Consider the following 21,880-nt stretch of genomic DNA (forward strand, 5'->3'; position numbering starts at 1 on the left):
AGGCACACGCGTGATACCAGGGGAAGACATGACCGACCAGCAAGCGCTGAGGCACGCCGAAGCAATCTGCCAGACGCTCAGAAAAGACGATGACGGCGTGCGCCGCGAAGTGCTTGCACACGCCGGCAGCCGCTGGTCACTGGGCATCCTGCATGCCTTGGGGGTGTATGGCGCGATGCGTCACGCCGAGATAAAACGCCAGATGACCGGCGTGACCCAGCGCATGTTGACCAAGACCCTGCGCGCGCTGGAGCGCGACGGTCTACTGGTGCGTCGTGAGTTCGGTGAGGTGCCGCCGCGTGTCGAGTACGAGCTGACGGCGCTGGGCCGGGAGTTATTGGTGCGCATGTCACCGGTGTGGACCTGGGTGGTCGAAAACGTCGAAGACTTTCGCACCGCGCGGCGCGCTTTCGACCGTCAGGACGGGCAAAAACCGGCGTGGCAGATTCCGACGCCGATGGCGGAAGATCCTGACGCGATCAAGTAGCCGCGCCAGGACCTCGCGTCAGATCTCCAGCACCAGCGTCTCGCTGCCCTGCGCCGGCACCGAACAGCAGATCAGCACCTCACCTTCCGCCAGCGTTTCCGCCGGCATGTTCAGGTAATGCACCTGGCCGCTGACCAGCCGTGTTTTGCAGGTGCCACATGAGCCGCCGCGACAACTGAATTCCGGGCTCAGCCCGCGACTCTCGGCAAGCTGCAGCAAGGTGCCGCTGTCCGGCATCCAGCGTGCTTCCTTGCCGCTGCCGGAGAACAGCACTTTCACCGGTTCGCTGGATTTCGCCACTTGCTGCTGCGCCGGGACCAGCGTTTCCAGGTCCCGCACCAGCGTCGACGGGCCGAAGGTTTCTGCGTGAATGCGCTCGTCATGGATGCGCAGCGTGCGCAGGCCGTCATACAGTGCCTGCGTGAAGGCGCCGGGGCCGCACAGGTAAAAGTCGTAATCGTCGAGCGGCAGCAGATTTTTTAGCACCTGCAGGTCGATCCGCCCGGCCAGTTCAAAGCCCTCGCCTTCGCGCGCATCGGTTTCCGGCTGACTGATCAGGCGCAGCACGCGAACTTTGTCGCCGCCCAGGCGTGCGAGTTCGCTGATTTCTTCGCCAAAGGCCAGATCGGCCACGGATCGCGCACTCTGGACAAACCACGTCGGGCGTATGCGGTTGATGCGCCGGCCTTCATAAATCACTTCGCGCAGCATCGACAACAGCGGCGTAACGCCTACGCCGGCGGCAATCAGCACCAGCGGACGGCGCTGCGTCGGGTCGACGGTGAAATGCCCTTGCGGCGCTCGCGCTTCGATGGTGTCACCGGGTCTGAAATGCGCGTGCAGATGTGAAGATACGCTGCCATCGCGCTTGACGCTGATGCGCACAAAATCATCCGAGGGCGCGCTCGACAGGCTGTAGGTGCGAATGGCCGGCGCTTTCTGGCCGTCCAGTTGCAGCCGCAAAGGCAGATGTTGCCCGGCAGAGAAACGAGGCAGTGCCGCGCCATCGGTGGATTCGAAATAGAACGAGCGGATGCTTTGGCTCTCGTCGACGACCCGCACCAGCCGTAACCAGCGCCAGGTATCGCGCAACGCTTCGGCCTTCAAGCGCTCGGCGGCTTGCGCCCAACTGCCGGTCATCAACGAGTTCGGCGAGTCGCCCTCGGCCACGCTCGCCCAGCGCAGCGGGATCGCCTTCTGCCGATGGATAATCCGCTGCGGCGTGAAGCGCCACAAGCGCTCGACGCCTTGAAACGCGGCGATTTCCGGGCTGTCGAGAATGATCTCCGAGTGACCGTTCATTTGCAGCAGGTCGCCGCTGTCGAAGTCGATGAACGTCAGCCCCGCTCGCGGATTGACGAGCATATTGCCCAGGGTGTTGAAGAACAGGTTGCCGGAGAAATCCGGAATGGTCAGCACGCCCTCCTCGTCAATGCGCACAAATCCGGGTTTGCCGCCGCGATGTGAAACATCGACCTGCCGCGCGCCGTCGCGCACGATATAGCTGGCGACATAGAAGCAATCGGCCGTGCTGATCAGTTCACGCGCCCGCGCGTCCAGCGTGGTGGTTTCGCTGACGCCGCCGACCGGCTCATCGGTAAAGCTGAACTGGCGCAGGTTGATGTAGCGCGGGCAGTTGCCGTAAGCCTGGCTGACGGTGACGGCAAAGCTGTCGTCGCCCTGGCGCAGGACGATGCCGTTCATGCGATTGCGTCGCCGTGTGTGCAATTCAATGCCTAACAGGCCAATTGCATCGCCCTCGTTGATGCCGCTTTCCGCCGGATCGGTGGGCTCGCGCGCAATGGCCATGTGCAGGGTTTCGGGGTTTGGCGAACTCAGGAAACCGGGCTGACCGCAGCGAATCGTCGCCCATGGCTCGCCTTGCGGATCGACCGCGCCGACGACGATAAACGGCAACTGGGCGTAAAAATCCCGGTGTTGATCGGGCATCCAGGTGCGGGCCATTTGCCGCTGCCCCGGCCCCGCCATGATCTCCACCGCGCCCACGGAACGCTGTAACGCCAGCTCGCCGTCATGCCAGGGAGAGGGTTCTGCTGCGTCAGCCACTGGGTTCATCGCCATTCTCCGCACGCGCCGCGACGAGACAGGCGAGCACGCCCGCCGGTTGGAGCTACGAGTGTAGTCCAAAGCTTCGCGTGCCTCGGCTTGCGGACTGGCGCCTTTCGTCGGCGGTTATTTACGGAAAAACAACGTGATCTGACCGACCTCGACCCCAAACTTGCTCATGTACGAGCGGTTGATCAGGGTCTTGTCATCCATCAGGTACATCCAGTCGTCGAGCTCGACGTCGTACTCCTCGCCGTCCACCGGCAAACGCAGCACATACCGCCAGCGCAAGGCGTTGCCGGCGGTCTCGCCACGCGCCTCGCCGACCACATCGCCGGCAGTGCCACGCCATTGGCCGGGGCCGTCCGGGGTCAGGGTCCAGACGCGTTTCTGTTTCGTACCATCGCTGTAGGTGAACGACTCGTCGAGAATCAGCTTGCTGCCTTCGGAATGGCCATTGATCACCACATGAAAGCGCTTGGCGACTTCACCTGAACGCTTCTGAAAAATCCCCCAGGCCTCGACCCGACCCTCGAAGAATTCGCGCAACTCCAGCGTGGGTTTTTCCTGGCTGTAGCTGCGCACGTCGACGCCGCTGCAACTGGCCAGGGCGAGGCATAACAGGAGGGTGCAGAGTTTCAACATGAGCGCTTGCCTCTGGGTTCAGGAATCGGACGGTAAAGCCGTTGCGTTGCGCCAATAGCACGAAGTCTGCGATCACCCGGGCCGGGTTATCCCGTGCTGGCGCAACTTGCGATACAGCGTATTGCGGCTGATACCCAGCCGCGCGGCGACCCGGGCGATGTGCCAATGCTCGGTGTTGATCAAGGTCAGCAGGGTTTGTCGTTCAGACACGTTCAGCGGGTTTTCCACTGCCTCGGCGTTGTCCGGCAGCAATTCGTGCAGATCATCGAGGCTGATGCGCCCATCGATGGCTAGCGCGACCAAGGTCCGCAGGCAGGTGCGCAATTGCCGGACGTTACCGGGCCAGGGTTGTTTGAGCAGGCGCTCCTTGACCCCGGCGTCCAGTCGGACGCGCATTTCGGCCGCTTCTTCACGCAGCAGCAGATCAAACAGCTGTCCTTTGTCCGAGCGTTCGCGCAGCGCCGGTAGTTGCACGGCAAAACCGCCGATGCGGTAGAACAGGTCTTCACGCAAGCGCCCTTCGGCCACGCAGGCTTGCAGGTTCTGGTGGCTGGCGCTGATCAGACGTATATCCAGTGGCCGTGCGCTTGTGGCGCCCAGCGGCACCACCTGGCGTTCCTCCAGTACACGCAGCAGGCGCGTCTGCAGGGCCAGGGGCATGTCGGCGATTTCATCGAGAAACAGGATGCCGCCGTGGGCCTGTTCGAGCTTGCCGAGCATGCCTTCCTTGCGCGCCCCGGTGAAGCTGCCGCCGCGATAGCCGAACAGCTCGCTCTCAATCAGCGTTTCCGGAATCGCCGCGCAATTGATCGCCACAAACGGCTGGCTCGCCCGCGAGCTGGCGCGGTGCAGCGCCGCCGCGAAGGCTTCTTTACCTGTGCCGGTTTCGCCCTGAAGAAACACCGGTACGTCGCGTTCCAGCACCCGCAGCGCACGGGCAAACCCGCGTTGCAGGCGCGGGTCTTCGAGACAGACGCGCGCGTCGTTGATGGGCGCGATCGCGGGAATGGCAGGCTGTGGCCGACGCAGCGGTTCGCGCAACTGGGCAAACATCGGCCGACCGTCAGCCAGGCGCAGCGGCCAGCAAACGCTGGGTTGCGCGCCGGCGTGACTGATCAGTTGATCAATCGGTGTCTCCAGCAGCAGCGTCAGCGACTGGCCGATGATCGGCTCACGACTAAGGCCAAGCAGTTCCAGGCCCGCGTCGTTGATCGAGCAGATCCGCGCATTCTCATCGAAGCTGAGCAGCCCTTCGCCCAGCAATCCGACAAACCCGGCGTCAGGATGAAAACGCAGCAGATAGCGCTGCGGGTCATGTCCCAGAAAGAAACAGCTCTCGATCAGCTTGGCCGACAGATTGGTCAGCGCCATGGCTTTGAAACGCTGTTCGAGGCTCTGCTCCTCGCGCACCGAGGACAGGTTGAGCACCGCGAGCAATTCGCCGCTCGGGTCGAAGATCGGACTGGCAGAGCACGTCAGGCCAACGTGCTTGCCGCGAAAGTGTTCGTCGCGGCGGATGGTCACGTGCTGACGCTCGACCAGGCAGGTGCCGACGCCATTGGTGCCTTCGTGCTCCTCGCTCCACACCGAGCCCAGCCACAGCCCGGCCCGCTGGAACCCGGCGCGCTCGGCATCGTTGAACACACTGTCGATCGCCACACCGCGCGCATCGGTGAGCAACACCACATGGCCGTCACGCCCGAGCTGCTGGTGCAGGCTGTTCATCTGCCAGTGCGCCACGGCGATGATGTGTTCCAGCGGCGCGCGGTGATCCTGCAAACGTGCTTGCTCGACCACATCCGGCGCACGGCGGCTGGCGGGATCGAGGCGGTATTGATCGAGGCAGCGGCGCCACGAGCGAGTGATCGCCAGATCGGCAACGGGGCCAGGACTGGCGACGCTGCCCTGTACGGCTTGCAGCACTTGCTGTGCATGGGCGTTGATCAAGGCCGGTTTCATTGTTGTTGTTCTCCGCTACGGTCGGACACGGGACTGTTTGCAGCTTATATGAAAAGTCCGAAACCGGCGTTTTTTGCCCGACGTGACACTGTGTCATCGCCCATTCCCGAATTCGTGACACAGCGCCGATACACGATTGGCGATTCATGCCGCCAACCGCTCTGCCACGGGGCTTTGCCGAAGCTGGCCCGAGCCTTGCTCCGGGGCTGTTGTTCCTACAACAACAAGATCGGAGAAGCCCTATGAACATCGCTATCGATGCGCCCCTGCAAACGCCGACCGCACAACTGGCTGCCTGGATCGAAACCCTCGGCGAGCGTCTCGCTCAACGTGACGTGGAGGCAACGCTGGAGCTGTTTGCCGACGAATGCTACTGGCGTGACCTGCTGCTGTTCAGCTGGAACCTTGTCACGCTCGAAGGCAAACCGGCGATCCGCGACCTGCTCGAAACCCGTCTTGAGCAGACCCGGCCACAACAATGGAAACTCGACGGCGAAGCCACGCTGACCGACGGCGTGCTCGAAGGGTGGATGAGCCTGGAAACCGAGGCCGCGCGCGGCAAGGGTTACGTGCGACTCAAGGACGGTTTGTGCTGGACGCTGCTGACAACCATGCGCGAACTCAAGGGCTTCGAAGAACCCAGTGGTCGCCGCCGACCAATGGGCGCCACCCATGGCCACGCTCATGCCGACAAACGTAACTGGCTGGAGCGGCGCCGCGATGAACAAGCGGCGCTGGGCATCACCACCCAACCGTATTGCCTGATTGTCGGCGGCGGTCAGGGCGGGCTCGGCCTCGCCGCGCGGCTCAAGCGTCTCGGCGTGCCGACCCTGATTATCGACAAGGCCGAACGGCCCGGCGATCAGTGGCGCGGGCGCTACAAATCGCTGTGCCTGCACGACCCGGTCTGGTACGACCACATGCCGTACCTGCCCTTCCCCGATCATTGGCCGGTGTTCACGCCCAAGGACCAGATTGGCGACTGGCTGGAGATGTACAGCAAGGTCATGGAGCTCGACTACTGGTCGCGCACCGAATGCCTGAGCGCCGGGTTCGATGAGCAGACTCAGACCTGGACGGTAGAAGTGCTGCGCGACGGCGAACGGCTGACGTTGAAACCGACGCAGCTGATTCTCGCCACCGGCATGTCCGGCGTGCCCAATGTGCCGCGTTTTCCAGGTGCCGACGTGTTTCAAGGGCAGCAACATCATTCCAGTCGTCACCCCGGCGGCGATGCCTGGCGCGGCAAGCGTGCGGTGGTCATCGGTGCGAACAACTCGGCCCACGATATTTGCGCCGACCTCGTGGAAAACGGCGCCGAAGTGACCATGGTGCAACGTTCGAGCACGCACATCGTACGCTCCGACAGCTTGATGGAACTGGTGTTCGGCGGGCTCTATTCCGAAGACGCGCTGGAGGCAGGCTTGACCACCGACAAGGCCGATATGTTGTTTGCCTCGATTCCGTACAAGGTCATGCCGAGCTTTCACAAACCGATCTTCGACGCGATCAAAACCCGCGACAAAGACTTTTACGAGCGTTTGGCCAAGGCCGGTTTCATGCTCGATTTCGGTGATGATGAGTCTGGTCTGTTCCTCAAGTACGTGCGCCGTGGCTCCGGGTATTACATCGACGTCGGCGCGTCCGAGCTGATCGCCAACGGCACGATCAAACTCAAGAGTGCGCCGGGGCTGGGCGTCGATCACATAGAAGCGGACGCGGTGGTGTTGACCGACGGCAGCCGGCTGGCGGCGGACCTGATTGTCTATGCCACCGGCTATGGCTCGATGAATGGCTGGGCGGCGAAGCTGATTTCCCAGGAGGTGGCTGACAAGGTCGGGCGCTGCTGGGGGCTGGGGTCTGGCACGACCAACGACCCGGGGCCGTACGAGGGGGAATTGCGCAATATGTGGAAGCCGACTCGGCAGGACAATCTGTGGTTTCACGGCGGTAATCTGCATCAGTCGCGGCATTATTCGTTGTATCTGGCGTTGCAGTTGAAGGCGCGGTTTGAAGGGCTGGATGTCAGTGTTTATGGGGATGGCGGGTCATTGCGCTGATTGAGTTGCGGGTGCCTATGCTTGTGGGGGTCGGCGCTGGTTATATGTGGTGGCCGGTATCGATCCCCCTCACCCCAGCCCTCTCCCCCATGGGGGCGAGGGGAAAGGGAGCCGATCTTCGTCGTTGGCCAGATCTCGGTCAGGCTCGGGGCTGATATTCAAAGCCTGAGGCCACCTCCGAACGCTCAGGTCGGCGTATCTCTTACATCCACAGCGGTCAGTCCCCTCTCCCTCCGGGAGAGGGCTAGGGTGAGGGGCTTTTGATCTTTGCTTTTGCCGTCTGTCGCCTGTCCCGGAAAAAATTTGCAATTCCTCCCCACCCCATCGCTTCTGATATCTGTGAGCACACCCGCATCTCAACCCAAACCACAGGAGGCCCCATGTCACTTCCCTCGTCTTCCGCAAACTCGACCATGCGCAGTTGGTGGAGCATGGCGTCGAGTGGCGGCTGGCCGGGGATCTTGTTCTGGGCGACGCTGATTGTCGTCACCGGGTTGCTGTTGATCAGCGGCTACGCCGCACTGGTCGGTGCTGACGAAAACAACCTGCGTCTGGCCGTACTGGGCGGCTTGTCGGGTTTCGGCGCGACGGCACTGGGCGCCGTGGCAGCCATGGTCCTGCGCGACATTGCCTCACGTACCCAAGACACCATGCTCGGCTTCGCTGCCGGCATGATGCTCGCCGCCAGTTCGTTTTCGCTGATTCTGCCGGGCATCGACGCCGCGGAAAAAATGACCGGCAATTCATTGTTGGCCGCCGGTGTGGTGGTGTTCGGTCTGGCGCTCGGCGTGGCGTTGATGATCGGCCTTGATCGCTTCGTGCCCCACGAGCACCAGGAAAGCGGTCGCCGTGGACCCGAGTCGCAGCGCATCAATCGGGTCTGGCTGTTCGTCCTCGCCATCACCCTGCACAACCTGCCCGAAGGCATGGCGATCGGTGTGAGTTTCGCCGATGGCGACATGAAAGTCGGCCTGCCGCTGACCACCGCCATCGCCATTCAGGACATCCCCGAAGGTCTGGCCATTGCCCTGGCGCTGCGCGTGACCGGTATTTCGGCCTGGCGCGCCGCGTTGATTGCCATTGGCTCGGGTTTGATGGAGCCGTTGGGCTCTGTGATCGGGTTGGGGGTTTCCAGCGGCTTTGCGCTCGGCTATCCGATCGCGCTGGGGCTGGCCGCCGGCGCAATGATCTTTGTCGTTTCCCATGAAGTGATTCCGGAAACCCACCGCAACGGTCACGAAACCCCGGCAACGCTGGGGCTGATGCTCGGCTTCGGCGTCATGATGTTCCTCGACACCGCGCTGGGTTAATCGATTTAGCAGGCCGCGGACCTTTAGCGCAAAAACAGCGTCGGAGTTAGGGCATCAATCCTGATCGCCACTGCTCGTACGAGGTTCCGGTTTGAAAGCTGCCATCGCCAAAAAATACCGTCTGATCATCAAGACCCTCGGCTATGTGGGCTGGTCGCTGTTCTGGCTGTTGCTCTGGGACATCGCCGTCACCGTGGATTTCATGTTGTTTCTCAACGCCAAGCTGAATCTGCCGTTGATGCCACTGACGTTGCTCGGTTCGGCGCTGGTGGTGCTGATCAGTTTCCGCAACAGCAGCGCGTACAACCGTTGGTGGGAGGCGCGCACGCTGTGGGGTTCGATGATCAACAACTCGCGCAGCTTCGCCCGTCAGGTGCTGACGCTGCTGGACGATGGCGGCCGTGAGGTCAATCCGGTCAAGTCGACGTTGTTGCGCCGTCACGTCGCGTACGTCAATTGCCTCGCCGCGCATCTGCAAGGGCTGCCGTGCCCGGATGAAGTCCGCGCGTTCATTCCGGCGGATGAATTCGCCCGCAGCGGCACCACCAACAATTTCGCCAACGACATTCTTACCGGCTCGGCAGCATTGCTGGCGCGCGAATACAAGGCCGGGCGTCTGGACAGTATTCGTCTGGCGCGGCTGGAGTCGACGCTGGTGGACCTGTCCAACAGCCAGGGCGGCATGGAGCGAATTGCCAATACGCCGCTGCCCTACCCTTATGTGTATTTTCCGCGGCTGTTCATTTCGCTGTTCTGCCTGATCGTGCCGGTCGGGCTGGTCGAGTCGCTGGGCTGGTTCACGCCTCTGGCCTCGACGGTGGTCGGCTTCATGCTGTTGGCCATTGAACGCATCGGCACCGACCTGCAGAGCCCGTTCCGCCACAGCGAGCACCAGATCCAAATGGAAGCACTGTGCGAAACCATCGAGAAAAACCTGCAGTCGATGCAGCGCGATTCGCTTGGCGATGTGCGCCGGATCGAAGAAAACGCCTGATCCCCTTGCCGTCGGCCGCCGCGCGTCGGCCAGTCAAAAGCTGTCAGAAATCCCACCGGTACTGACACAACGAAGCTTTTCCTCGGCTGCCTTCGTACAAACTCATCCAGTAACACAGCGTTCAACGCGCGCCTGAATCGCGGGCTACGCTTTATCGTGAAAATTTGTGTTTTAACTAGGTAGTTACCTAACGATATACTGCACGCCTCATTTCAACGGGGACATTCAACGTGAACCAGAGTCAACGCCTCTCGGGCATATCAAAATTCATTCTCGTCGGGCTGGGCGTGGTCATCGCCCTGCTCGGCCTGGCGCTGGCCGCAGGCGGCGTGAAGTTGGTCAGCCTGGGAGGGTCGTGGTACTTCCTGGTCGGTGGATTGGTGATGACGGTTTCCGGCCTGCTGATCGCCCGCTTCAAGACTAGTGGTGCGTGGCTATTCGCAGCGTTCCTCGTGGGCACCGCGATCTGGGCGCTGAGCGATGCCGGGCTGGTGTTCTGGCCGGTGTTCTCGCGACTGTTCATGTTCAGCGTGATCGGTCTGGTCGTGGCGCTGGTGTATCCCCTGCTCAAACGTGCCAACGGTGAAGTTGCCGGTCGTGGTGCTTATGCCGTTGCCGCCGTGTTGGCGGTGGGCGTGGCCGTGGCTGGCGGCAACATGTTCGTCGCCCACCCGACCGTTGCCGACACCGGCGCCGGCCCGGGCCTGACCCCGGTCGAGCCGGCCAAGGCGCAGAAAGACTGGGCGCACTACGGCAATACCGAAGGCGGCAGCCGCTTTGCTGCGCTGGATCAGATCAACCGCAACAACGTCGACAAACTCAAAGTGGCGTGGACCTACCACACCGGCGATGTCGCCGAAAGCGACGGCAATGGCGCTGAAGACCAGCTCACCCCGTTGCAGGTCGGCAACAAGGTGTTCATCTGCACCCCGCACAACAACCTGATCGCGCTGGACGCCGACACCGGCAAGGAAATCTGGAAAAACCAGATCAACGCTCAATCGAAAGTCTGGCAACGTTGCCGTGGCATGGCGTATTTCGACGCCACCGCCGCCATCGCGCAGCCGGCCAATTCGCCGATCATCGAAGCCAAACCGGCGCCAGCTGCCAATTGCCAGCGCCGCCTGCTGACCAACACCATCGATGCTCGTCTGATCGCAGTCGATGCCGACACCGGCGAGTTCTGCCAGGGGTTCGGCAACAACGGTCAGGTTGATCTGAAGGCCGGTCTGGGTGATGTACCGGACAGCTACTATCAGTTGTCGTCCGCACCACTGATGGCCGGCACCACCGTTGTGGTGGGTGGTCGCGTCGCTGACAACGTGCAAAGTGACATGCCCGGCGGCGTGATTCGTGGCTTTGACGTGATCACCGGCGCCATGCGCTGGGCGTTCGACCCGGGCAACCCGCAGGATCGCAAGGCTCCGGCCGACGGCAGCACCTATGTGCGCAGCACGCCGAACAGCTGGGCGCCAATGTCCTACGACCCGGCAACCAACACTGTGTTTCTGCCGATGGGCAGTTCGTCCACCGACATCTACGGGGTCGAGCGCAGTGAACTGGACCACAAGTACGGCGCGTCGATCCTGGCGCTGGACGCCAGCACCGGCGAAGAGCGTTGGGTGTACCAGACCGTGCACAACGATCTCTGGGATTTCGACCTGCCGATGCAACCGAGCCTGATCGACTTCGACAAGGACGGCAAAAGCATTCCGGCGCTGGTCATCGGCACCAAGGCCGGGCAGATCTACGTGCTCGACCGGGCCACCGGCAAACCGCTGACCGAGGTCAAGGACGTGCCGGTCAAAGCAGCGAACATTCCTAACGAGCCGTATTCGCCAACCCAGCCAAAATCGGTGGGCATGCCGCAGATCGGTGCGCAACACCTGACCGAGTCGGACATGTGGGGCGCCACGCCTTACGATCAACTGCTGTGCCGCATCGACTTCAAGGGCATGCGCTACGACGGCTTGTACACCGCGCCGGGTACCGACAAATCGCTGAGTTTCCCGGGTTCGCTGGGTGGCATGAACTGGGGCAGCATTTCCACCGACCCGGTGCACGGTTTCATCTTCGTCAACGACATGCGCCTGGGCCTGTGGATTCAGATGATTCCGTCGCAGAACAAAGGCCAGGCCGCTGGCGGTGGTGAAGCACTGAACACCGGTATGGGCGCAGTGCCGCTCAAAGGCACGCCGTATGCGGTGAACAAGAACCGCTTCCTGTCGGTGGCCGGCATTCCGTGCCAGGCGCCGCCATTCGGCACCCTGACCGCGATCGACATGAAGACCCGGAAAGTCGCCTGGCAAGTGCCGGTCGGCACCGTTGAAGACACCGGTCCCCTGGGTATCCGCATGCACCTGCCGATCAAGATCGGCCTGCCAACCCTCGGCGGCACCCTGTCGACCCAGGGCGGCCTGATCTTCATCGCCGGCACCCAGGACTTCTACCTGCGCGCCTTCAACAGCGGCAACGGCGAGGAAGTCTGGAAAGCGCGTCTGCCAGTCGGTAGCCAGGGCGGCCCGATGACCTACGTTTCGCCGAAAACCGGCAAGCAGTACATCGTCGTCACCGCCGGTGGCGCACGTCAGTCGACTGATCGTGGCGACTACGTGATGGCCTACGCCCTGCCGTAATCCACGTCTTCGACGTCAAGCGCGGCACCTTCGGGTGCCGCGCTGCTTTTCCCTATCGCTCAAGTTTTCAGCAGGAAGTTTCTGATGTTTTTGGCTGTTGGCTTTTCCCGCTCCACGCTGTTGCAAGGCCTGTTGCTGGGCCTCACCTGCACCGCCACCCTCCCCGCGTTCGCCGCTGACGATTCCGACCTGTTGAGCCGCAGCACCCTCACCGGTGACTGGGGCGGCCTGCGCCATCAACTCGACGCAGACGGCATCAAATTCAGCGGCGACTACAGCGGCGAAACCGCTTACAACGCCGACGGCGGCCTGCATCGCTCGGCGCGTTACTCGCAGAACATCAAGCTCGGTGTGCAGTTCGATCTGAGCAAACTCTACGGCGTCGACAATGCCGGCAAGGTCCAGTTGACCATCAACGACCGCCGCGGCAACAGCGCCTCGGAAGATCTGGTCGGCAACCGCTTGCCGATCCAGGAAAACTACGGCGGCCTGTACACGCGCCTGACCGAACTGAGTTACGAGCGCAGCCTGTTCACCCCGGCGCTCAACGTCAAACTCGGTTACATGGCCATGGGCAACGACCTCGGCGGCCTCGACAGCGGCATTCTGTGCAACTTCATGAACGCCGGTTTCTGCGGCCACCCGCTGAACATGTCCGGCGGCAGCGGCTGGGCCAATTACCCCAACGCGCACTTGGGCGTGCGACTTAAATACGACCTGTCGCCAGCGTGGCAACTGCGCGTCGCCGCGTTCAATGTCGACCCGTCGAGCAACGGCAACTCCAGCCGCGCCTGGCACCTGGGGCCGAAACACACCACTGGCACCGTGGTGCCGATCGAGCTGGTGTACAAACACGCCGGCGCGCTTCCGGGCGAGTACAAGCTCGGCTATTACTACGACAGCTCCGACGTCAAACGCATCGGCAGCGATGACGAAGTTTCCGGTCGTGGCGGGCATTACCTGCTGATCGATCAAGCGGTATGGCGTTCGCAATCCTCCGAAGGCCGCACCCTGCACGCTTTCGGCCAGTATTCGGCTGCCAGCCAAGCCGCCTCGCCGTTCAGCAGGTGGTACGGCACCGGCGTGGTCTTGTACAAACCGTTCGAAGGTCGCCCGCGCGACACCCTCGCCCTCGGCTACGGCCGCGCCGTGCCCAACCCGCGCAGCCGCGACGTGCAACAAGACGCCGCGCTGGCCAATGGCACCGCGTTTCCCAACCTGGACAGCGCCGAGCAACTGATCGAACTCGGCTACGGTTACCAGGCCACACCGTGGCTGACGCTGCGGCCGAACCTGCAATACATCATCGAACCGGGCGCGTTTTCCGGGCAGGACATCGACAATGCGTTGGTGTTTGGGTTGCAGGTGAAGGCAGCGCTGTAAGTCTTGTAGTGGCTGTACCGCCGCCTTCGCGAGCAGGCTCACTCCAGGGTTTGGGGGCGGCAGCAACATCGTGGCAGGACACAAACCACTGTGGGAGCGAGCCTGCTCGCGAAAGCGCCGGATCAGGCGACTGCGATGCTGAATGTACCGCCGCCTTCGCGAGCAGGCTCGCTCCCACAGGGTTCGGTATTGCGCCGCACACCTGTCGAAATTAATTCCCGCCATCGGTGAATTATTTCGTGTCCGCATGTATCTGAGCCAGAAGAACCGACGCCATCATAGAGATGGCATCGCAGCGGTCATCTGAATCAGCGAGCGGGAACATCGCAATGAAACCACGCAAGAAAACCGTCAAACCGATCGGTTTGAAAGACATCACCATTGTCGACGACGCCAAGATGCGCAAGGCGATAACCGCCGCCGCACTGGGCAACGCCATGGAATGGTTCGACTTCGGTGTATATGGCTTCGTCGCCTATGTGCTCGGCAAAGTGTTCTTCCCCGGTGCCGATCCCGGTGTACAGATGATCGCCGCACTCGCCACCTTTTCCGTACCGTTCCTGATCCGGCCGTTGGGCGGCTTGTTCTTCGGTGCGCTGGGCGATAAATACGGGCGGCAGAAAGTCCTCGCCGCGACCATTGTGATCATGTCGCTGAGTACCTTCGCCATCGGCCTGATCCCCTCCTATGCCTCGATCGGCATCTGGGCGCCGATTCTGCTGTTGCTGGCGAAAATGGCGCAGGGTTTCTCGGTCGGTGGCGAGTACACCGGTGCCTCGATCTTCGTCGCCGAATACGCGCCGGACCGCAAGCGCGGATTTCTTGGCAGCTGGCTGGACTTCGGCTCGATTGCCGGGTTCGTTTTCGGCGCCGGTGTCGTGGTGTTGATCTCGACGATTCTTGGCGAGCAGCGTTTCGAGGAATGGGGCTGGCGCCTGCCGTTCTTCCTCGCCCTGCCGCTGGGCATGATCGGCCTGTATCTGCGCCATGCTCTCGAAGAAACCCCAGCGTTCCAGCAGCACGTGGAAAAACTCGAGCAAGGCGACCGCGAAGGTCTGGCCGGCGGCCCGAAAGTCTCCTTCAAGGAAGTCGCGACCAAACACTGGCGCAGCCTGATGACCTGCATTGGCGTGGTGGCGGCGACCAACGTCACCTATTACATGCTGCTGACCTACATGCCGAGCTACCTGACGCACAATCTGCATTACAGCGAAAACCACGGTGTGCTGATCATCATCGCGATCATGGTCGGCATGCTGTTCGTGCAGCCATTGATTGGCTTCATCAGCGACAAGATCGGCCGTAAGCCATTTATTGTGGTTGGGAGCATTGGCCTGTTCATCTTCGCCATTCCGGCGTTCATGCTGATCAACAGCGGCAGCATCGGCCTGATCTTTTCCGGTCTGCTGATTCTCGCCGTGCTGCTGAACTTCTTCATCGGCGTGATGGCTTCGACCCTGCCGGCGATGTTCCCCACACACATCCGCTACAGCGCACTGGCCAGCGCCTTCAACGTCTCGGTGCTGATTGCCGGTCTGACGCCGACCGCTGTGGCCTGGCTGGTGGAAAGTACCAACGACCTGTACATGCCGGCGTACTACCTGATGGTCATCGCGGTGGTCGGTCTGGTCACCGGCGTGACCATGAAGGAAACCGCCAACAAACCCCTGCGCGGAGCAGCCCCTGCGGCCTCCGACCTTGAAGAAGCCAAGGAACTGCTGCAAGAGCACCACGACAACATCGAACAGAAAATCGAAGACATCGATGCTGAAATCGCTACGTTGCAAGCCAAGCGCAATGAACTGGCGCAACAGCATCCGCGTATCGATTGAGGCGAAACCTCAGCATAAAAGTCCGCCCGTTGTGGCGGACTTTTTTATGCGTAGGTCATTGGTCCCGCGGCGCTTGCGCGGGCGCGGTGAACCACTTCTCTGGCGGCACACGCTTCTCTTGCGGCGGATCGCCCAGATAATGCGGCGACATGATCTGCACGCCGTATTCGTTGAACACATCCTGAATATTGGCGTGGAGCATGCTCAGCAGCACGGCGCGCGGGCGTGGCTGGCTTGGAATAGCCTGGGCGACCAGTCGGTACTCGGGATAAAAGTCCGAAAGTGCCGTCTGGAACACCTGCGCCGGTGGATCTTCCAGCACGCCCGGCGTGCGTTTTGCCGCTTCCAGCAGCATCGCCTCCACTTGTCGCCACGGCGTGTCGTAACCGATGGTCACCACGGTGTCGACCACATAACCGGGGCCTTGCACGGTGCGCGAATAGTTCTTGGTAACGGTGCCGGTGATCATCGAATTCGGCAGCGTCAGCACCTCGCCCAGACCGGTACGAATCCGCGTGGTGAACATGCCCAGTTCAGTCACCGTGCCTTCATACTCGCCAATGCGCACGAACTCGCCGGGACGCAGCGTGCGCGTGTAGGTCAGGATCAAACCCGCTGCGGCCTGCCCGACCACGCTGGTCGCGCCAAGGGAAATCATCAGACCGATCAACACCGACAAACCCTTGAACGCATCGGTGCCGGCGCCGGGCAAATACGGATACGCCATGGCCAACGCAAACAGCCACACCGCCAGCGCGGTCAGGCGCTGCGTCGGTTGCAAGGTTTCGTGGTTCAGCCAGCTGAACGTCCCCGGCGTGGCCATGCGCCGCAGGACCCGCCGGGTGAAAGCAACGACGCCACGGGCGATAAAGAAAATCGCCAGCGCCACGCCGAGGCCCGGGATCGCATCGACAATCCCTTGCAGCAGATAGCCGGCCAGTTCGAACAGGTAATTGTTGAGGCTCTCGCCCCACGGCCGGGTATAGGGAAACCGCGACAGGATAAAACCCAGCCACTCGTAGGTGAGCAGCAAAATCAGCAACCAGCGCAACAGCAACAGAAAACGGCTGACCAGCGGATAGAGAAAATTTGCATCGATCAATTGCACCCGCCCGAACTTCAGTGCGCGGGTGTGGCGGTCCATCAGCGCTGGCAGTTTGCTGAGCAACTTGCGACGCAACCACGCGAGGCACCAGAGCAGGCCGAGATAAATCAGCGTGGCCACGGCGGCCAGCCCCAGCGACCGCACGATCATCTGTAGATTGCGTGCTTCGCGGGTTTCCGTCACCACCTGACGCAGCCGCTCGGCCGCACCTTCGGCGGCTTCCTGTACCGAGGAATATTCGAGGCTGTCGATGTCCTTGGGCGCAACGATAAAGGCGCGTTTGTCGCCGATCAGCACGATGTAGCTGTTCTGGATCGAATCCGTGCTGACCCTCAGTTCGGCGTCTTCGTTAAGCGCTTCGTTGATGACCATTTTCGCGCGTTTGACCCGCGATGCCGGCGCCTCGCCGAGAATGGTCGCGCGAAACAGCATGATGCTGCGGTTGGCGACCTTCAATTCAACCGCTTCGTCGGCCGTTTTCGGCGCGACATCCAGCGCCCAGCCAATATCGCTCCAGAGCATCGCGAACAGCACCATCCCAACCGCCAGCAGCCTGCTTCGCATGCGCCTGTTTCCTTACGCCCAAGTGTCAGAGAGGGATACGTAAGCCAGCGTAGTCGAGCGATGAACGGTTGTCAGATTCGCGCGCCGGGTTAAATGTCACGGCCAATTTCGCTGCCCGGATCCTCCAGAACGTCAGTCACATTGGCCGGTTGATAGACCCAGCCGATGAACAATTCATAACCGACCGCCAGAATCACCGGCCCGGTAAACAGCCCGATAATGCCGCTGGTGACCATGCCACCCAGCGCGCCGATCAGCACCACCGGCATCGGCACGGCGACGCCGCGTCCCAGCAGCATCGGTTTGAGGACGTTATCGGAAAGCCCGGCAATCACCATCCATACCGCAAAAACAACCGTGCCGGCGCCAACCCCTTGATGGGCGAAGACGTAAATCACCACTGGCACCGTGATCAGCAGCACGGGCAATTGGGTGATGCCCAGCAGCAGCACCAGCAAGGCGAGAATACCGGCGGCGGGCACGCCCATGATTACCAGCGCGACGCCGATCAACAGCATTTGGATGAACGCGATACCGACCACGCCCTGCGCCACGGCGCGAATGGTCGCCGTACACAGTTCGGCGATCTGCGGGCCGCGCACCGGCCCGGAAATCCGCGTGGTGATCGCCACGGCGGTGCTGTGGCCGCGCGCGCCGTGGGTCATGATCAGTCCGGCGACAATCAGCGCAATCACAAACACCACGATCCCGGCGCCAACACCCGCGGCTTGATGCAGCACCACTCGGCCCCAGTCCTTGAGGTGCGGCGCCAATTCTTCAAACGCCCAGCTAAGATCCTGCGAGGCGTGCAGCCAGATGCCATACAGCGGCGCGCCAATCAGCGGCCACGCCTCGACGCTGGCCGGTGGCGGCGGAATCTCGAACTGCCCGGCTTCGATCGTGTGCATGCCGCTCTTGACCGAGTCGGCAATCGAGGCGCCGAGCAGGCTCAGCGGCAACATCAGAATCGCCAGCCCCAGCAGTACCAGGATGATCGCCGCCCAGCCATAGCGATTGCCCAGTTTCGCACCGAGCTTCTGGTTCAGTGGATACAGGGTGACCGCGAGGATCAGCGCCCACAGCATCACATTCAAAAATGGATGAAAGATGTCGTAACAGAACAACACCAGCACGGTGATCAATCCGGCCCGGATGAGCACGTCCAGCAACGCGCGGGAACTGTTGAAGGTCAGCAGCGGTTTGTCGTCCATTCAGGCTCTCCTGCCAGGGTACCGTTGAACCGCTGTGAGCCTAGTTCACAAACGGTAACCCGTCTCGACTGGTGATCAGGCCGATTCGCGACTAAACCTGAAGGCTGATCTTCATTGATAAGGAAGCCGGGATGAAAACCACGCAATCACTGATCCTTCTCGCGCTGGCCGGCGCCGGCAGTCAGGCATTCGCTGGCGGGATCGATTTGTACGAGGCAGGCCAGGAAGGCGCGGGGCTGGCGAATGCCGGCTCGGCGGCGCTGGCGACTGACCCGAGCGTGCTGATGAGCAACCCGGCCGGCATCGCCGCGCTGAAGGGGACGCAGGTCACCCTGACCGGCCAGGCGATATTCGGTGGCCTGGGTTTTGATCGCGACAGCGACAATGATTTCGGCGGCAACGAAGGCGGCAACCCGCTGCCGATCCTGCCGGGCAGCAGTTTTTTTATCAGCCATGAGCTCAATGACCGCGCCAGTATCGGCTTCGGCATGTACGGCAACTTCGGTTTGAGCGTCAAATATGATGACGACTGGGCCGGGCGCTATTTCTCTCAGGAATCGACGCTGATCGGCATCTCGATGCAGCCGACCTTCGCCTACAAGATCACTGACGACCTGTCAGTGGGCATCGGCCCGCGTCTGGTCTACGGCTACTACTACACCAAAATGGCCATCGACAATAACGCCTTCCTGCCCGGCGACCCGTTCCAGCAGGATGGCCGCCTGCAATACAAGGACACAGACGTCGGCACCGGGCTCAATCTCGGCGTACGCTATCAATTGAACGAGCGCACCACAGTCGGTCTGGCCTATACCAGCAAAGTCAAAATGGAGTTCAAGGATTCGCCGTCAGTCCACGGCGTGCGCAATCCGCTGCTCAATCTGGCGTTGTCGAGGCTAGATGTCGACGAGCTGGAAATCGACATGAACATCCCGCAGACCGCAACGCTGAGTATCGCCCATCAATTGAATGAACAATGGACGCTGCTCAGTTCGGTGAACTGGCAGGACTGGAGCGACTTTGCCGATATCGGCGTCTCGGTGGATTCCGCCGCCGGCAACGTCTCCCGTGCGGTGGACCGCAAATATCAGGACACCTGGCACCTGTCAGTGGGCGCACAGAACCAGATCAGCCCAAAACTGCGCTGGAACATGGGCGTGGGCTACGACAGTTCGGCCGTCAAAGACAAGGACCGCACCGTCGACAACCCGATGAACGACGCCTGGCGCCTGGCAACCGGTCTGAGCTACAAACTTGCCGAAGACACCGACCTCAACCTCAATTACACGTTGGTCTGGCTCGGCGATATGGACGTGCAACAGACCAAGCGAAACGGCCAGACGCTGTCGGGCAGTTACCCGAACAGTGCGCTGCATATTGTTGGCGGTGGCGTGACCTGGCGCTTCTGACTTTTATGCTGGTCAGTTCGCGAGCATGCCGTGGCATAGCAGATTGAGCACCCCGCGCATGTGCGAAGCGTGCGCGCTGCGGTCCGGTGTTTCCTGCGTGGCAAGGCGGATGAAAGCCATGTTTGCGTACTGATTGAACAGAGTCGCCACCACGTCGAGGTCGATCGATTCGCGCACTTTCCCCTGCGCTTGAAAATGCAGCAGCAGGGCCTTGGTTTCTTCGATCACTGCCGCATTCCACGGGCTCATCGCCTCGGCCAGTTCGCCGGTCAGCAGAAACGGCGCCAGCTCGCGCCATAACGAGGCCGGCATGGCTTGCAACTGGTAATCGGTCATCAACCCTTCGAACTCGCACAATGCTTCCAGCGGATCGCTGTCTGCGTCCAGATTGGCCCGCGCCTCGCGCATGGCCTGCTCGTCGGGTTGCTTGAGCAAAGCCAGCAGAATCTCCTGTTTGCCACCGAAGTAATTCACCACGGTCGGGGCGGAAACGCCTGCCTGCACGGCGATCTGGTCCAGGGTGGTTGCGGCAAATCCATGGGTTTTGAACAGTTCAAGTGCCGCTGCCGCGATGACTTCCCTGCGCTGTTCCTTCTGCCGCTCTCTGAGTCCGCTCATGTTGCCTCTGATGATCCGTGCCAATGACGCCCAGCGTACGGCGATATTTTTCCATCGACAAATATTTTCTTTACAAAAATATTTTAAGGTGACAAAACTTCAGTTGTGCAGCGCTGGATTGAGCGCACGCGCCCTTCCATTCCTCTGGAGAACCGCCATGCCCGCTGAACTCAACCGTTCGACCCGCGACTATCAGGCTGCCGACGCCGCTCATCACATTCACGCCTTCGTCGACCAGAAAGCGCTCAACGAAGAAGGCCCGCGGGTGATGGTCAGCGGTCATCGGCTGGCCCTATGGGACAACGACGGCAAACGTTATCTGGACGGAATGTCCGGACTGTGGTGCACCAACCTTGGTTACGGGCGCAAGGATCTGGCCGCCGCGGCAGCGAAACAGCTGGAGCAACTGCCCTACTACAACATGTTCTTCCACACGACTCACCCGGCGGTGATCGAGCTCTCGGAGCTGCTCTTCAGCCTGCTGCCCAAACACTACAGCCACGCGATCTACACCAACTCTGGTTCCGAGGCTAACGAGGTGCTGATCCGCACCGTGCGCAAGTTCTGGCAGGTCATGGGCAAGCCCGAGAAGAAAGTCATGATTGGCCGCTGGAACGGCTACCACGGCTCGACCCTCGCGGCGACGGCGTTGGGCGGGATGAAATTCATGCATGAAATGGGCGGTAGCATTCCCGACGTTGCGCACATTGATGAGCCGTACTGGTTCGCCCACGAAGGCGATCTGAGCCCGGAGGAATTCGGCCTGCGTGCAGCGCGACAGCTGGAAGACAAAATCCTTGAACTGGGTGCCGACAAGGTCGCCGCATTCGTCGCCGAACCGTTTCAGGGTGCGGGCGGCATGATCATTCCGCCGGCCACTTACTGGCCGGAAATTCAGCGCATCTGCCGTCAATACGATGTGTTGCTCTGCGCAGACGAAGTGATCGGTGGGTTCGGCCGTACTGGTGAATGGTTTGCGCATGAGGCGTTCGGGTTTGAGCCTGATACCTTGTCGATTGCCAAAGGCCTGACCTCCGGTTACATCCCCATGGGTGGCTTGATCCTCTCGCGGCGCATGGCCGAAGCGCTGGTGGAAAAAGGTGGCGTCTTTGCCCACGGCCTGACGTACTCCGGACACCCGGTGGCAGCAGCGGTGGCGATCGCCAATCTCAAGGCATTGCGCGACGAAGGCGTGGTCAGCCAAGTCAGGACCGACACCGGTCCGTACTTGCAAAACTGTTTGCGCGAAGTGTTTGGCAATCATCCGCTGGTCGGTGAAATTCAAGGTGTGGGGCTAGTGGCGGCGCTGCAGTTCGCCGAAGACAAGGCCAGCCGCAAACGCTTTGCCAACGAAAACGACATTGCCTGGCGCTGCCGTACGATCGGCTTTGAGGAGGGCTTGATCATTCGCTCGACGCTCGGGCGGATGATCATGGCGCCAGCGCTGATAGCCACACGTCGGGAGCTCGATGAATTGATCGACAAGACGCGGATTGCGGTGGATAGAACGGCGCAGGAGTTTGGTGTGTTGTGATTGCCTGAAGTGATGCGTGGCCGAACCGTCGCCATCGCTTGCAGGCAAGCTCCCACCCTTTGATCG

Annotated in this window: 15 protein-coding genes; 9 read left to right on the forward strand and 6 right to left on the reverse strand. The window is 61.5% G+C overall.

From position 1 onward, the window contains the following. Nucleotides 1–28 precede the first annotated feature (28 nt). A complete protein-coding gene (locus tag ACGSLL_RS01660) occupies nt 29–487 on the forward strand; it encodes a winged helix-turn-helix transcriptional regulator (RefSeq protein ID WP_394502529.1) in 459 nt (152 codons plus the stop codon). Nucleotides 488–505: 18 nt separating this feature from the next. Here the strand turns inward: ACGSLL_RS01660 and ACGSLL_RS01665 are convergent, their stop codons facing one another. From ACGSLL_RS01665 to ACGSLL_RS01675, 3 genes are all read right to left on the reverse strand, one after another. Then, nucleotides 506–2,563 carry a 2Fe-2S iron-sulfur cluster-binding protein gene (locus ACGSLL_RS01665; protein WP_394502531.1) on the reverse strand — a complete coding sequence of 686 codons (2,058 nt, stop codon included), beginning with the start codon at nt 2,561–2,563 and terminating at the stop codon, nt 506–508. 117 nt (nt 2,564–2,680) lie between these two features. After that, nucleotides 2,681–3,199: a DUF3833 domain-containing protein gene (locus ACGSLL_RS01670; protein WP_394502533.1), complete on the reverse strand. Its 519-nt coding sequence runs from the start codon at nt 3,197–3,199 to the stop codon at nt 2,681–2,683. A gap of 72 nt (nt 3,200–3,271) precedes the next feature. Continuing rightward, nucleotides 3,272–5,158 carry a sigma-54-dependent Fis family transcriptional regulator gene (locus ACGSLL_RS01675; protein ID WP_394502536.1) on the reverse strand — a complete coding sequence of 629 codons (1,887 nt, stop codon included), beginning with the start codon at nt 5,156–5,158 and terminating at the stop codon, nt 3,272–3,274. A gap of 242 nt (nt 5,159–5,400) precedes the next feature. Here ACGSLL_RS01675 and ACGSLL_RS01680 point away from each other — a divergent pair, with 242 nt between their 5' ends. The 6 genes from ACGSLL_RS01680 to proP all read left to right on the forward strand — a co-directional run bounded on the left by ACGSLL_RS01680 (nt 5,401) and on the right by proP (nt 15,373). Further along, nucleotides 5,401–7,218, forward strand: a complete 1,818-nt coding sequence (locus ACGSLL_RS01680) for an NAD(P)-binding domain-containing protein (RefSeq protein ID WP_394502538.1) — start codon at nt 5,401–5,403, stop codon at nt 7,216–7,218. 431 nt (nt 7,219–7,649) lie between these two features. Continuing rightward, nucleotides 7,650–8,528 (forward strand): ZIP family metal transporter, encoded by an 879-nt coding sequence (locus ACGSLL_RS01685; protein WP_394503072.1) that lies wholly within the window; start codon nt 7,650–7,652, stop codon nt 8,526–8,528. A 91-nt stretch (nt 8,529–8,619) separates the two neighbouring features. Beyond that, the gene (locus ACGSLL_RS01690; protein WP_394502540.1) at nt 8,620–9,522 is read left to right on the forward strand and encodes a bestrophin family protein; all 903 of its coding nucleotides are present in this window, start codon (nt 8,620–8,622) and stop codon (nt 9,520–9,522) included. Between the two features lie 230 nt (nt 9,523–9,752). Then, nucleotides 9,753–12,158, forward strand: a complete 2,406-nt coding sequence (locus ACGSLL_RS01695) for a glucose/quinate/shikimate family membrane-bound PQQ-dependent dehydrogenase (protein ID WP_394502542.1) — start codon at nt 9,753–9,755, stop codon at nt 12,156–12,158. Between the two features lie 84 nt (nt 12,159–12,242). Beyond that, a complete protein-coding gene (locus ACGSLL_RS01700) occupies nt 12,243–13,541 on the forward strand; it encodes a carbohydrate porin (RefSeq protein ID WP_394502544.1) in 1,299 nt (432 codons plus the stop codon). A gap of 329 nt (nt 13,542–13,870) precedes the next feature. Next, the gene (gene proP / locus ACGSLL_RS01705) at nt 13,871–15,373 is read left to right on the forward strand and encodes a glycine betaine/L-proline transporter ProP (protein ID WP_208937535.1); all 1,503 of its coding nucleotides are present in this window, start codon (nt 13,871–13,873) and stop codon (nt 15,371–15,373) included. A 55-nt stretch (nt 15,374–15,428) separates the two neighbouring features. Here proP and ACGSLL_RS01710 read toward each other — a convergent pair whose 3' ends face one another. Together ACGSLL_RS01710 and ACGSLL_RS01715 are read right to left on the reverse strand one after the other, a co-directional pair. Beyond that, on the reverse strand, nt 15,429–17,042 hold the full coding sequence (locus ACGSLL_RS01710) for a mechanosensitive ion channel family protein (protein WP_394502546.1): 1,614 nt from the start codon (nt 17,040–17,042) through the stop codon (nt 15,429–15,431). A gap of 89 nt (nt 17,043–17,131) precedes the next feature. Then, the gene (locus tag ACGSLL_RS01715) at nt 17,132–18,253 is read right to left on the reverse strand and encodes an AI-2E family transporter (RefSeq protein ID WP_394502548.1); all 1,122 of its coding nucleotides are present in this window, start codon (nt 18,251–18,253) and stop codon (nt 17,132–17,134) included. Nucleotides 18,254–18,384: 131 nt separating this feature from the next. On the opposite strand from ACGSLL_RS01715, the gene ACGSLL_RS01720 reads away from it, so the two are divergent. Next, a complete protein-coding gene (locus ACGSLL_RS01720; protein ID WP_394502550.1) occupies nt 18,385–19,662 on the forward strand; it encodes an OmpP1/FadL family transporter in 1,278 nt (425 codons plus the stop codon). A gap of 12 nt (nt 19,663–19,674) precedes the next feature. On the opposite strand, the gene ACGSLL_RS01725 is transcribed toward ACGSLL_RS01720, so the two are convergent. Further along, nucleotides 19,675–20,280, reverse strand: coding sequence for a TetR/AcrR family transcriptional regulator (locus tag ACGSLL_RS01725; RefSeq protein ID WP_394502552.1), 606 nt, complete (start codon nt 20,278–20,280; stop codon nt 19,675–19,677). 157 nt (nt 20,281–20,437) lie between these two features. Between ACGSLL_RS01725 and ACGSLL_RS01730 the strand changes: the two genes are divergently transcribed. Then, nucleotides 20,438–21,814: an aspartate aminotransferase family protein gene (locus tag ACGSLL_RS01730; RefSeq protein WP_394502554.1), complete on the forward strand. Its 1,377-nt coding sequence runs from the start codon at nt 20,438–20,440 to the stop codon at nt 21,812–21,814. Nucleotides 21,815–21,880 lie beyond the last annotated feature (66 nt).

This window comes from Pseudomonas retamae (assembly GCF_043496865.1).
GTDB classification, from domain to species: domain Bacteria; phylum Pseudomonadota; class Gammaproteobacteria; order Pseudomonadales; family Pseudomonadaceae; genus Aquipseudomonas; species Aquipseudomonas retamae.

Coding starts and splice junctions, on each gene's coding strand:
- ACGSLL_RS01660 (WP_394502529.1), top strand. CDS start 29: ATGACCGACCAGCAAGCGCTGAGGCACGCCGAAGCAATCTGCCAGACG.
- ACGSLL_RS01665 (WP_394502531.1), bottom strand. CDS start 2,563: ATGAACCCAGTGGCTGACGCAGCAGAACCCTCTCCCTGGCATGACGGC.
- ACGSLL_RS01670 (WP_394502533.1), bottom strand. CDS start 3,199: ATGTTGAAACTCTGCACCCTCCTGTTATGCCTCGCCCTGGCCAGTTGC.
- ACGSLL_RS01675 (WP_394502536.1), bottom strand. CDS start 5,158: ATGAAACCGGCCTTGATCAACGCCCATGCACAGCAAGTGCTGCAAGCC.
- ACGSLL_RS01680 (WP_394502538.1), top strand. CDS start 5,401: ATGAACATCGCTATCGATGCGCCCCTGCAAACGCCGACCGCACAACTG.
- ACGSLL_RS01685 (WP_394503072.1), top strand. CDS start 7,650: ATGGCGTCGAGTGGCGGCTGGCCGGGGATCTTGTTCTGGGCGACGCTG.
- ACGSLL_RS01700 (WP_394502544.1), top strand. CDS start 12,243: ATGTTTTTGGCTGTTGGCTTTTCCCGCTCCACGCTGTTGCAAGGCCTG.
- proP (WP_208937535.1), top strand. CDS start 13,871: ATGAAACCACGCAAGAAAACCGTCAAACCGATCGGTTTGAAAGACATC.
- ACGSLL_RS01710 (WP_394502546.1), bottom strand. CDS start 17,042: ATGCGAAGCAGGCTGCTGGCGGTTGGGATGGTGCTGTTCGCGATGCTC.
- ACGSLL_RS01715 (WP_394502548.1), bottom strand. CDS start 18,253: ATGGACGACAAACCGCTGCTGACCTTCAACAGTTCCCGCGCGTTGCTG.
- ACGSLL_RS01720 (WP_394502550.1), top strand. CDS start 18,385: ATGAAAACCACGCAATCACTGATCCTTCTCGCGCTGGCCGGCGCCGGC.
- ACGSLL_RS01725 (WP_394502552.1), bottom strand. CDS start 20,280: ATGAGCGGACTCAGAGAGCGGCAGAAGGAACAGCGCAGGGAAGTCATC.
- ACGSLL_RS01730 (WP_394502554.1), top strand. CDS start 20,438: ATGCCCGCTGAACTCAACCGTTCGACCCGCGACTATCAGGCTGCCGAC.